Origin of the sequence: Aurantibacillus circumpalustris, assembly GCF_029625215.1 — a bacterium.
Lineage (GTDB): Bacteria > Bacteroidota > Bacteroidia > B-17B0 > Aurantibacillaceae > Aurantibacillus > Aurantibacillus circumpalustris.
The window spans coordinates 3,227,379-3,239,799 of sequence record NZ_CP121197.1 but is presented as its reverse complement, the minus strand read 5'-3'; the positions used below and the strand labels follow the sequence as shown (position 1 = coordinate 3,239,799).

Below are 12,421 nucleotides of genomic sequence, written 5' to 3'. Positions count from 1 at the left end.
TATGAGTAAATTAGGATTAATCATAGGCCGCGAATTAAAATCAAAGTTATTTAATAAAACATTTATTATAATGACTATTCTGGCTCCGCTCTTAATTACGGGCTTTATAGCCTTTATAGTTAAAATGTCAAGTTCTGAAAAAACCGAACAAAAGGTTTTGGTAATTGATGAGTCGCAATTATTTAGTGGTAAATTAAGTGGTAACGATTATATTTCTTTGACATATTCTGACGAAAGAAAATTACAATCGGCTATTGAACAGTTTACTAAACAGGGATTTACTTGTTTGTTATGGATTTCACCAACCATTATTGAAGGTGGAGCAGGAGCTGTGAAACTCTACTATAAGAAGTCGCCAGGCTTTGGATTTCAAACCTATATTAAAGATCAGTTAGAGAAAATTATTTATGAGAACAAATTAAAAGCCAACGATATTGATCCTAATATTATTTTAAACTCCAAACAAAGCGTAAGAGTTATTCTCACAAAAGTGGATGATATTGGAAAAACTCAAGAACAAAACAGTTTTGGTTTTATTGGTTTTATTTCAGGTGCCCTCATGTTCATTTTTATTTTAATGTATGGCATGATGGTGTTTAGAAGTGTAATGGAAGAAAAAACCAATAGAATTGTAGAAGTAATTGTTTCTTCAGTAAAACCTTTTGAACTGATGCTTGGGAAAATATTAGGTGTTGCAGCACTTGGCATCATTCAGTTTGTAATTATGGGCATCATTACTTTTGGTCTAAGCACTTTGTTATCGGTGTTTTTCTTAAAGGATGCAACAGCTCAGTTAAAAGTATTCCAAGAACAACAAGAGCTGGTGAAAAAAAACGGCACCAATGTAGACTTCAGTAAACTTGAAAAATTTGATGATAAATTGGAGTTGTTTGACACACTTCAAAAAATAGAGAAGATAAATTTCACTCAGGTTTTTGTTTGTTTTTTTCTATACTTTATTTTAGGCTATTTGTTTTACAGTTCAATAATGGCTGCCATTGGTAGTGCGGTAGATTCAGAGGCAGACTCTCAGCAGTTCATTACTCCCGTCATGATTCCCATGATGGCAGGTTATTTTATTGCCATCAAAACCCTAACAGATCCCGATTCGTCCACTGTATTTTGGGGATCCATGATTCCGTTTACCTCCCCTATTGTTATGATGTCGCGCATTACAAGCGGGGTTCCTGCCTGGGAATTAGTATTATCCTTATTTATTCTTTTTGTATCTTTTATATTAATGACTTGGTTAGCAGGTAGGATTTACCGAACCGGAATTTTAATGTACGGTAAAAAAACCAGCTGGCGGGAGCTTGGTAAATGGTTGTTTTACAAGTAATCTTCAAACGTATTCGTCGAAATTCCAATGGTAGTAAACTTAAATTACATACCTTGCAGTCTCAAAGTAAAGTACATTTTGATAAATGTTATTGAGATATAGGAATACTAGAAATCGGTTTTATTATTATTTATTTTTCTCCTGTTGTAGTTTAATTAATCTTCTTAACGCACAATCACCAGGAGGGTATTCAACTGGTATGCGCTTTTGGGTTAAAGCCAATTCTAGTGTATACCAAAATGCTGGTACGACTTTATGTGCAAACAATACAGCTGTTCAGCAATGGAATGATTTGAGTGGAAATGGTTTTAACGCTACCCAAGCTACTTCAGGTGTAAGACCGACTTATTTTAGTTCAGGTGCAAATGGGAATCCAGTCGTAAGATTTGCAGGAACACACTTTTTAGACGTTGCTAGTTTAGGTATAAACGGTACAAGTGACTATTCTGGTTTTTTTGTTGTAAAATTAACTTCAGCAAATGCCGGCGGAACTAATGATGGAGCCGGTGATTATGTACTTGATAGAACTACAGGAACTAACGAGTTATACGACATTAAAGTAGTTGCTTCTGGTGGTACAAATCGGTTTTTCTTTCAAAAAAGAAATGATGGTGGTGGAAATTTAGGCGGCCCCACATCTACTACTGTTATCGATCCAAACGGATTTCAATTGGTGAGTATCGACCGCGTCTATAACTCTTCTTCAAATACCTTATCGCGTATTTATGTAAATAGTATTTTAGAAGCAACACAAAGTAATGCGTCTGAAACAACAACACCGCCAAATATGCGAATTGGCAGGCACGCCACAAATACTACAGGAGGAATGAATGGAGATTTAAGCGAAATAGTTATCTACAACAACATCCCATCAGCCACAAATAAACAAAGAATTGAATCTTACCTTGCAATAAAATATGGGTTTTCGCTAAATCAAAGTACTTCAATAAATTACCTTTCTTCTGGTGGAACCGTTATTTATCCAGCAACGACTACACACAGTGGGTATGTAACAGACATTACAGGCATTGGTCAAGATAACGGTTCGGGACTTAATCAAAGTAATAGTAAGAACCAAAGTAGTAATGACTTTATCCGTATGCAAAACCCAAGTGCTTTAAGTAATGGGGACTTTTTAATGTGGGGAAGCAATAATGCTACAATGATTACACCAAATACAGTAGACGTGGATGGATCAGCAGTTTTACGCCGGTTAAGCAGAGTATGGCGCGTTGCTCACACTGGTAATATTGGTACGGTTGATTTTTCCATTGATTTAAGTATAGTTCCGGGAGCGAAAGTTCAGGCCGACCTTAGACTGCTGATAGACGGTGACGGAGATGGCTTTGCGGATAATGATGTAGCACCTTTGACTGGTATTTTAACTGGAAATTTATTTACAGTTGCTGGAGTAAATTTTAGCGATGGTGATTATTTTACTATAGGTTCAGTAAGTCCAGGAACTACGCCTTTGCCAATTGAATTAACAGAATTTAGAAGCACTTGCCATGAAAAAACAATTGATTTAAATTGGACTACTATTTCTGAAACGGGAAATGCCTTTTTTGTGATAGAAAGAAGCTCGGATGGAGAGAACTGGCTGGACCTTAAACATATTGAAGGTTCGGGAACTACAAAGACTTATAAAAAATATTCGTTCACCGATGGGTTCAAAAAAAATGAATTGCGATATTACCGGTTAACTCAGGTTGATTATGATGGAAACACAGAAACGTTCGACCTCATTTCTTCAAATTGTATCAATGGAGATGATAAAATGATTATATATCCAAATCCAGCAATAAATGAATTATCTGTGGAATTAAATCTTTCTAAAAATTACGGAACAGCCGAAATTAAAATCATCAATGCATTAGGGAAATTGTGTTTGTTGGAGAAAATGGAACTTAAAAAAGGAAATGTAACTATTAAAATCCCTTTAAGTTTGAAATCCGGCGCGTATACGCTTTTGCTTCATTCGGAATTAGTTAACTTCTCATCTCAGAAACTAATTATTCAGTAAAGATTTAGTCGAAATATTAGTAAACCATTGAGGTAATTAACAAAAGGGTACTAAAATCTAGATATTTTTTGCATTAAACCATTTTGTTTTTTTTGTATTTTTAATAAATGAACACTAAGCGTTTTCTTAGTAGTGTATTATGTTTGTTTTTTTGCTTGCAGTTATTTTCACAAGTAATTTGTTCTTATAACTATCGTAAAAGAATCACTTTTGATCCCACAAAAGTAATGGGGCCTAGTGACCTTACAAATTTTCCAGTACTTATAAATATTGCATCAGACAATGACTTGCGCCATACCGGTAGTTCTGGACATGTTGAAAGCACGAGCGGTTTTGATATTGTTTTTACAGCTAGTGACGGCATTACTTTGCTAACTTTTCAAATGGAAAAATATACGTCCACGAACGGTCAGTATACTGCATGGGTGCTTATTCCGAATCTTTCAACAAGTATTAATACAGATATTTATATGTATTATGGTAGTACAACCTTTACTACAAACCAATCTAGTTCTAATGTTTGGACAAATTATCATGGCGTTTGGCACCTTGAAAATTCTAGTTTTGTAGACAATTCACCAAGCGGCAACAACGTAACAAATAATGGCACAACCAATCAATCACCAGCATTTATTAACGATGGACGGGCTAATAATGGAACACAGTGGCTAGAAGTTTCCAGTTCGTTTCCTAACCTAACAACAGATTTTACCATGTCGGGTTGGATGTATTCTGGGAATGTTGGAACTGCCGGTCAGCGTATGTTTTGTGATGATGTAAACAATACGGGAGGCTATGCTTTGAGTTTGGGCGATCCGGGTTCTGGAGCTTTACGGTTTTTTTCCAGATCATCAAATCCTGTAAGTTTAGATACTCCAAATAACACAATAACTAATAATACCTGGTACTTTTTAACCGCGGTTGCAGATATAACTAACAAAATAAAGCGAATTTACGTTAATGGTGTGCAAGTAGCATCAGGCTCATATCTCAATAATTGGGGAACAGATAATGGAAATTGTTCCATTGCTGGTGAAACCGCAGCGGGTGAAACAGGAAATCGTTTAAATGGAAGAATCGATGAAGTGCATGTAGCAAAATCAGTTCTTTCAGCAGATTGGTTGCTAACAGAATATAACAATCAAAGTTCACCTTCAACGTTTTACAGCATTTCGGTTGAACCAGCGGTTTGGGATGGATCAACTAATACTAATTGGACTACTAACGCCAATTGGGCTTCTGGTTCTGCGCCGAGTTCTGGTGACGATATTATTTTGCCGAATGTAACAAATCAACCAAATTATAATACCAGCGGTCAAATCGCATCTTTGTGGGTTAGAACAGGAGTCACACTAAGTTTTGGCAACAACAGAGTACTTTCAGTAACATATGACATAACTAACTGTGGCACTATTAATGGCGGCACTGGCTCAAGTGCTATTAATTTGAATAGCACTTCGTCCAATGTTCAAGAGCAAAATATTTCAGGTGCTGGTACTTATAATTTAACCAATTTAACCATTAACAATACCTATAGCTCTAATCCAACAATTGTTCTTAATAAGGACGTAAGTGTATCTGGCAACTTAACTTTGACTTCTGGTATTGTGAACACAACAGCAACCAACATTTTAGCATTGGGCACAGGCGCCACTTCTACAAGTGGTTCAGCAAGTAGTTTTATTTCTGGTCCCATATCAAAAGCAGGCACAGCAAATTTTGTTTTTCCTACCGGTAAGGGAACTAAGTGGAGAAGGGCAGCAGTAACTAATATTTCAGCTTCTTCAACATATAGAGCTGAGTATTTTGATGCAGCGTTCACAAATACCGCGCCGGTTAATTCGCCACTTAATAACATAAGTAAGTTAGAATATTGGCAAATTGATAGAACCGTTGGTACTGGAAATGCAAACGTTTCCTTGTATTGGGAAAACGCCGGGCAAAGTGTTATTAATGATTGTCCTGATCTTACCATTGCGCGATGGAACGGGGCTTCCTGGGATGAAAGGGCAGGTTCTACAGTTGGTGGATCAACCTGTTCTGGAACTGGTACTGGAACGATAACAACAACTGCTGTGGTTACAGCTTTTAGTCCCTTCACTTTTGGTTCAAAATCAGCAGGGGTTAATCCACTACCAATAACACTGTTGGAATTTAAAGCGACTTGTATTTCAAATACTATTTTATTGAATTGGAAAACAGCATCAGAAAACAATAACAATTATTTTATCGTCGAACGAAGTTTGGACGGCGAAAAATGGATGGAGTTTGATCGCAAAAAAGGCGCAGGAAATAGTAGTTCAGTAAAAGACTATTCCGCAAATGATACTTTTAAAAACAATGATGTAGTTTATTACCGATTGACACAAGTTGATTTTGATGGACATAAACAAAGTTTTGAAGTTATTGCAAATACTTGTAATAACACAAATAATAACATGCTTATTTATCCTAATCCCACTGACTCTCAATTAAATATTCAGTTTGAATTAGATCAAAATTACAACGAGGTTCAACTCATTATTATTGATGCCTTAGGAAAAATCGTTTTCGAAAAAAATATTCATCTTCAAAAAGGTAAAAGCAATTTTCAATTAGAACACAACTTAGATGTTGGCGTTTATACTTTGCTTTGCAAAGGAAATAACTTTAGTCTTCCAGCAAAAAAAATAGTTATTAAGGACTAGTTTTTTATTCAACAAAAAAAATCGTGGTAAACTAGTTACCTGAATATTTCAATCTAGCTCACGATTTTAAAATTAAACGCGCCACTTTGTTTAGCTCCGTAAACTCTTAACCAAATTGGAAGTACGGCTTCCGTTGCCCTGGCGGCATTAATATCTCCAAGGTCGAGTAGGGATTCCTTTTTCCAACCAAACTCGTTTAAAAGAGAAATTACTTTTTTCTTTGCTTCAGTATCGTTACCGCAGATATAATTTACATGATCTCCATTTCCAATAAGTGCCGGATTAATCATTAAACCGTTCCACATGGTATTCAATGTCTTTACAACCTTAGTATCGGGTAAATATTTTTGAATTTCTTCGCCCAGTGAATTTGTGTTGCTGTATTCCGGTATTAAAGAAGGTGGCATTCCATTACTAAAATCAAGAGGATTCGAAATATCTACAAGAACTTTCCCTTTCAAGTTACTGCTTGCAGCCTTAATCACGTCCATGGTGTTTGCACCCTTTGATACATTGATTACTATTTCACCAAATGCTGCCGCATCAGAAAATGTCGCGAGTTTTACTTTTGGGTTTAGTGATTGAAAGTGTTTAAATCCCGCTTCGCCATCTTTTTCTAAAGTTTTTGAAACGTCTCTTGTTCCAACACACACTTCATGTCCTAAGTCTGTTAACCTTGTAGCGAAGGCCTTGCCAACACCACCTGTACCTAAAATTGCAATTTTCATGTTTTTTTAATTTAATACTGTAAAAAATATAGTGTCAAAAATAAACATCTTAAAACGTTATTACAATAACTGTCAAATTCAACAGTATGAAAATAATTTTTAAAGGATGTTAAACAGTCGGTAAGAATTTATTTACTTTGCCGACCATGTCTCAGCACAAAATTGGATTTAACACCGCCGTATCAGTTGTTATTGCTAACATGATTGGCACTGGCGTTTTTACAAGTCTGGGTTTTCAAGTAATGGGCATGAGTTCTGTTTTTTCTATTCTTTTATTGTGGGTGCTTGGGGGAGTTATTGCTTTATGTGGCGCACTCTCGTACGGTGAAATTGGTTCTGCGTTTCCTGAGAGTGGGGGAGAGTACAATTATCTTTCAAAGCTTTACCATCCCGCCTTGGGTTTTTTAAGTGGTTGGGTAAGTGTAACGGTCGGTTTTGCAGCACCAATCGCGGCGGCTTCAGTAGCACTTTCAAAATATGTTACCAAAATTTATCCTTCTGTAAATGGTTTAGTACTTTCTAGTTCTGTGATTGTTATTATCACCATTATACATTCTATTAATTTAAAAGCTGGAAGTCTTTTTCAACGTGCCTTTACCTGGATTAAGGTTATTTGTATAGTGATGTTTATTGGTTTTGGCTTGTTTTATATTCCTGATCACACTATCAGTTTATCACCCGGACCAGATGCCTGGCACGACGTTTTTTCATCGGCCTTCGCAGGATCCTTGATTTATGTGACTTATGCTTATAGCGGATGGAACGCAGCTGCATACATTTCCGGTGAAATTAAAAATGTAAATCGCAATTTGCCGCGTGCATTGTTTCTTGGAACATTGGCCGTAATGATTATTTACACACTTTTGAATTATGTGTTTTTGTATACGGTTCCAATTTCTGAATTAAAGGGCGTGTTAGAAGTTGGTTACTTAAGTGCCGGCAAAATTTTTGGCGCACAAGTTGGACAGTTTATGAGTCTGGTAATTGCCGTACTTTTAATTTCAACCATCAGCGCTATGATTCTTGCAGGCCCCAGGGTCATGCAAAGTATGGGGACAAACATTAAAGGTTTACGTTTCTTTGCCATTGCCAATAAAAACAATGTGCCTTATGTGGCCATTATTTTTCAATCATTAATCGCATTGATGCTTGTAACAACTTCTTCGTTTGAGTCATTAATTACCTACGTAAGTTTCACCTTAAATCTCTTCACATTTTTAACGGTAATGGGTGTTTTTGTTTTGCGAATAAAATTTAAACATATTCCAACACCTTATAAAACACCTTTGTATCCTGTAACACCAATAATCTTTTTGGTAATTATTTCATGGATTCTTTTTCATATTATTAATGAAAGGCCTGTAGAATCAATATACGGATTGGTTACTGTGTTGGTTGGATTTGCTATTTATTTTGTCACGAATAGGAAAGCTGTGGTTAAAGAAAATCCATAGAAATAAAAAGCGACAGCGAGCAATATTGGGAGTTTTGAAAATACCACATTATTAATCTATCACGAATGCGTTGATTCAAATACGCTGATCTAGCAGAAACTTTAAAGCTCCGTGTTACTCTGTGCCTTCCTCTGTTTACTCCGTGGTTAAAATGGGAGAATATTAAATAAACTTACACTTCCTACTTGCAAAAGCACACATGCGCAACAGAATAACGCCGTGTTTAAATCGGGAAATATTTGTTGAGCCGTAGGTCCTTTCACGGTAACGAATGGGAACTTCCACAATTTTAAGATTTAATTTATGGGCGCCGAATAAAAGATCAAAATCACCAAAAGGATCAAACTCACCAAAGTATTTTCTGTTTTTCGTGAGTTTAATATAATCTTCTCTAAACATTACTTTCGTTCCGCAAAGCGTGTCCTTAAAGCGTTGATCGAGTAACCAAGTAAATGCCCAACTGAAAAAATGATTACCAAGATAATTTAAAAAACGCATCGCTTCTTTATCCATTGGATAAACAAGGCGGGTACCATTAATAAAATCACCTTTGCCACTGGCAATGGCATTATAAAACTTAGGTAAATCTTCTGGTGGAACCGTTAGATCAGCATCTAAGATCATGAGAATGTCTCCTGTAGCAATTTTATATCCTTCCCGCACAGCATCTGCTTTTCCTTTTCCTTTTTGTTGCCCAATTTTTATATCATGGGTAGCAGCATATTTTTTCTGAATCTCTTGAATTTTTTCCCAAGTATCATCAGTACTGTTTCCTTCAATAAAAATAATCTCCACATGTTTACCAAATTTTGGAAGTCTAAGAATAGCGTTCTCAATATTCCCACTTTCGTTTCGTGCCGGTATTACAACCGTTGTGGAATATTTTTGCGAATAATTTTCTTCGTGACTCTCAGGCAAAGGCTTGGCAAAACTGTAAATATTAAAACTAAAGAATCTAAAAATTGGAAACTTCGCCAAGTACTTATTAAAAATAAAAGAGAGTAGGGGGAAAAAGAAAGGTAAAATAAGACGTTTACTATTCCTGTATACATCAAAACCCGATACAAATAAAAGATTGTTGATGTCGCGCGTGCTTAACCAATTCTGCGTAGGTGTTTTGTGCTTTAAACCAATGAGTTCAGCAAACTTAATAATCGGTTCCCAAATGGAGTTGTAAAATTGAACGACCACTTTTGTGTTTGGATGTGAACATTTTTTAATTTGCTCAAATACATTTTGAATATCATCCACGTAACCAATTAGATTACTCACTACAATTAGATCAAATGTTTGATCTAATTGAATAGAATTGGCGTCCATTACCAAAAATTCAATACCGGCATTAGTGTGTTTTTCTTTGGCCCAATTGATGTGTTCTTCGCTAAAATCGATTCCTACTTTTCTTTTGCCTGAAACTTTTGCTAAGAGATCACCACTTCCGCAACCGACTTCTAAAACGGAGCCGTCTTCATGCGAAAAGTACTTAATGTAATTTGAGATTTCGTTCCAATAATAGGCACTAAAACCGCGTTGTTTACGCTTTTTAGCCAGAGAATCAAAATACTGTATGAGTGGAACCAATGTTTTTAAAAATAGAGCCTAAATTTATAAAAAATATCGCAATTTGACCTTGTTTTTAAACCTTTTCAATCTCTACCGTACAAAACAAGCCAAGTTGCCGTGAGAACGGAGATAAGAGCCATTCTGAGGCTTTTACAAGAGAGTACATAAAATAAGGCAACATGGCACTTCTTGAAACACCGCCGCTTATTACATAAGAAAAAGGAGAGTGGTATTTTACTGAACGAATTTTTAAGTGCGGAAAGTCTTTTTTAAAAAGATCTAAGTCTCTTTCAAAATAAATATAAGGAAGCGCTTGATTACTGTTTGACAAGGGATTCCCAGCTTCAATTTCTCTACCACCTTTTTCATCGAAGGGTTCGTGATGAAAACGTTTGTAAATAAATCTTCCAAGTGCGCTATTGGCTGGCTCTGTCATAATTATCACGCCTCCTTTTACAAGTGTTCTTTCTGCTTCTTTTAAAAATAAATACGGTTTCGGAATGTGGTGAAAAACATTTAGCATCATTATGCTCGCCAGTTGATTATCACCTATGGGCATTTGTTCAGCACTAAAAACCTTATCAACATTTTGGAGACTTAAAATATCAGAGGTAATGACTTCAGGAAACACTTCTTTTAAAAATCCGCCACCAGATCCAATTTCAAGATGTTCCCCATTTTTATGTTTTTTAGCTTCTTTAATAAAAACATTGTACCAATCTAAATACAAACGTTTTAAAAACGGTTTTTCAAGAATAATTTCTCTATGAGCCAGTGTAGTTTTTGGATCATCGAGATGGTAGGGTATGACGTATTTTTTAAACATAAATGCGGTTTGTAAAATTAATAAAATAAAGGAGCTTTTGGAGTTTTTCTTTAGCTAAGTTTTAATTTTTTAAGGCCAATCATAAGGCGTGAAAGGGATTCAAGCTTGTTAGTACACTGAGGGTTTATAGACGTTTTTTTGTGGCTGATTAAAGCATAATTCAAGTATATTTGCAGCTATTATTTTGAATTATGTTTAATAGCTGGTTACCGATAACAAAAATAAAAATTCTGGGTGCTAAAGTCCTTTACAAAATCACAACTCTTTTTGTTGGGAAAGAAAAGCGGATTATTGAAAGAGATGGCGTAAAGTACGAAGTTGAGTTAGCTGAGGGAATTGAATTGTCTTTATTTTTGTTTCATAAATTTCAAAGTCATATTACCAAAAATTCAAATTTAAAGATTGAGAAAGATTATACCATACTTGATATTGGTGCTAATGTAGGCTTAATGACACTTCAGTTCTCTAAACTCGCTAGTGAGGGACGCGTGATTTCTTTTGAACCTACGTTTTATGCACTTGAACGGCTTAAGCGTAATCTGGCTCTTAATCCCGAAATGACTAAAAACGTAACAGTAATAAATTCTTTTGTTTCTGAAAAATCGAGTGACAATCCGAATATAATTGCTTACAGTAGCTGGAAAGTAAACGGAGAGAGGGAGGCAAATGATCATCCTGTTCACTGGGGCACACCAAAAAGCACCGAAGGAGTGAAATCAATAAGTTTAAATGATTTTGTTGCTAATCAAAAGCTAGAGAAAATTGATTTTATTAAAATTGATACAGATGGTCATGAATACGAAGTGTTTAAAGGCGCTGATGTGGCTATTGGCAAATTCAGACCAAAAATCATTTTTGAAATTGGTTTGTTTTTAATGGAAGAGAAGAAAATTAATTTCGAATTTTATTTCAATTATTTTAAAGCACTCAATTACAAACTGTTTGATGCTAAAACGAATAAGGAAGTAAATCTGAGTAATTATAAAAAGTACATTCCGCAAAATGGCTCAACCGATTTAATTGCCGTGCCGCAGTAGTTATTTCTTCTCTATTAGTACGTTAAAACTAAACTCGAAAGGTTCGTCATTGTGTTTTACAACAAAGTCTTTGCTTAATGGAACAAGTTTATCTTTTTCAATGATTGAAAATTTGTAACCAAGTGTATCGAAAAAATCAAAGAAAATTACCGCTGAAGTTCCGGCTCTTTTAAAGCCGTGTGGCCAATATTCAGCCATAATTTTAAGATCAAAACTATTTTGCAAAAGATTTTTCATCCCTGTAAAAGCAGCCAATTCATAACCTTGAATGTCTATTTTGATAAGGTCAACACGGTCTATTATTTTATCTGCAATCAGATTATCAATGCTTACTGCGTTAATTTCGTGAACTTGATCATAGTTATTTACAGGGTAGGTTCTATGATCAACATTTAAAAGTTTCGACGTGTAAATTTTAATGACTTCTTTTTTATCAGAAACTGCATTATTAAAAATTTGAACGTTTCTAAAAGATGCTGTATTTTTTTTAAGATGCTTAAAGTTTGTTACATCTGGTTCAAAGCTAAAAACCTTTCCTTGGGCTCCAACGCGTGTACTTAATAAAGAAGCGTAAAAACCAATGTTCCCACCTATGTCTAGGACAGAGTCTCCGGGTTTCACCAGCTTTTTTACAAGTCGTATTTCTTCGTAATCGTTTTTGAGTTTAAAACGTTTGTAAATTAAATTATAAAGCGGAAAACTATTCTTGAATAACCAGTTACCTAGTTTTATTTTGTTGTAATTAAAATCCATTAAGTACTTCT

General features: G+C 35.3%; 9 protein-coding genes. 5 read left to right on the top strand and 4 right to left on the bottom strand.

Features of this window, described 5'->3' with window-relative positions; translation table 11 throughout:
* The first annotated feature begins 1 nt into the window (after position 1).
* The 3 genes from P2086_RS13575 (at position 2) to P2086_RS13565 (ending at position 6,049) form a co-directional block, all read left to right on the top strand.
* Positions 2–1,339: an ABC transporter permease gene (locus P2086_RS13575; RefSeq protein WP_317897285.1), complete on the top strand. Its 1,338-nt coding sequence runs from the start codon at positions 2–4 to the stop codon at positions 1,337–1,339.
* Between the two features lie 199 nt (positions 1,340–1,538).
* Positions 1,539–3,362 carry a DUF8202 domain-containing protein gene (locus P2086_RS13570; RefSeq protein ID WP_317897284.1) on the top strand — a complete coding sequence of 608 codons (1,824 nt, stop codon included), beginning with the start codon at positions 1,539–1,541 and terminating at the stop codon, positions 3,360–3,362.
* A 107-nt stretch (positions 3,363–3,469) separates the two neighbouring features.
* Positions 3,470–6,049, top strand: coding sequence for a DUF2341 domain-containing protein (locus P2086_RS13565; protein WP_317897283.1), 2,580 nt, complete (start codon positions 3,470–3,472; stop codon positions 6,047–6,049).
* A 53-nt stretch (positions 6,050–6,102) separates the two neighbouring features.
* Here the strand turns inward: P2086_RS13565 and P2086_RS13560 are convergent, their stop codons facing one another.
* The gene (locus P2086_RS13560; protein WP_317897282.1) at positions 6,103–6,777 is read right to left on the bottom strand and encodes an NADPH-dependent F420 reductase; all 675 of its coding nucleotides are present in this window, start codon (positions 6,775–6,777) and stop codon (positions 6,103–6,105) included.
* Positions 6,778–6,923: 146 nt separating this feature from the next.
* Between P2086_RS13560 and P2086_RS13555 the strand changes: the two genes are divergently transcribed.
* Positions 6,924–8,231 carry an APC family permease gene (locus P2086_RS13555; RefSeq protein WP_317897281.1) on the top strand — a complete coding sequence of 436 codons (1,308 nt, stop codon included), beginning with the start codon at positions 6,924–6,926 and terminating at the stop codon, positions 8,229–8,231.
* Between the two features lie 162 nt (positions 8,232–8,393).
* On the opposite strand, the gene P2086_RS13550 is transcribed toward P2086_RS13555, so the two are convergent.
* Positions 8,394–9,812, bottom strand: coding sequence for a glycosyltransferase (locus P2086_RS13550; RefSeq protein ID WP_317897280.1), 1,419 nt, complete (start codon positions 9,810–9,812; stop codon positions 8,394–8,396).
* A gap of 55 nt (positions 9,813–9,867) precedes the next feature.
* Positions 9,868–10,620 (bottom strand): methyltransferase domain-containing protein, encoded by a 753-nt coding sequence (locus P2086_RS13545; protein WP_317897279.1) that lies wholly within the window; start codon positions 10,618–10,620, stop codon positions 9,868–9,870.
* A gap of 191 nt (positions 10,621–10,811) precedes the next feature.
* Between P2086_RS13545 and P2086_RS13540 the strand changes: the two genes are divergently transcribed.
* Entirely contained in the window at positions 10,812–11,657 is an 846-nt protein-coding gene (locus P2086_RS13540) for an FkbM family methyltransferase (RefSeq protein ID WP_317897278.1), read from the top strand.
* Here the strand turns inward: P2086_RS13540 and P2086_RS13535 are convergent, their stop codons facing one another.
* Complete coding sequence (locus P2086_RS13535; RefSeq protein WP_317897277.1) at positions 11,658–12,410, bottom strand: FkbM family methyltransferase; 753 nt, start codon at positions 12,408–12,410, stop codon at positions 11,658–11,660.
* Positions 12,411–12,421: the final 11 nt, after the last annotated feature.

Excerpts from the sequence above, each read along its gene's own strand:
- P2086_RS13565 (WP_317897283.1), top strand. The coding sequence starts at position 3,470 with ATGAACACTAAGCGTTTTCTTAGTAGTGTATTATGTTTGTTTTTTTGC.
- P2086_RS13560 (WP_317897282.1), bottom strand. The coding sequence starts at position 6,777 with ATGAAAATTGCAATTTTAGGTACAGGTGGTGTTGGCAAGGCCTTCGCT.
- P2086_RS13555 (WP_317897281.1), top strand. The coding sequence starts at position 6,924 with ATGTCTCAGCACAAAATTGGATTTAACACCGCCGTATCAGTTGTTATT.
- P2086_RS13535 (WP_317897277.1), bottom strand. The coding sequence starts at position 12,410 with ATGGATTTTAATTACAACAAAATAAAACTAGGTAACTGGTTATTCAAG.
- P2086_RS13545 (WP_317897279.1), bottom strand. The coding sequence starts at position 10,620 with ATGTTTAAAAAATACGTCATACCCTACCATCTCGATGATCCAAAAACT.
- P2086_RS13575 (WP_317897285.1), top strand. The coding sequence starts at position 2 with ATGAGTAAATTAGGATTAATCATAGGCCGCGAATTAAAATCAAAGTTA.
- P2086_RS13570 (WP_317897284.1), top strand. The coding sequence starts at position 1,539 with ATGCGCTTTTGGGTTAAAGCCAATTCTAGTGTATACCAAAATGCTGGT.
- P2086_RS13540 (WP_317897278.1), top strand. The coding sequence starts at position 10,812 with ATGTTTAATAGCTGGTTACCGATAACAAAAATAAAAATTCTGGGTGCT.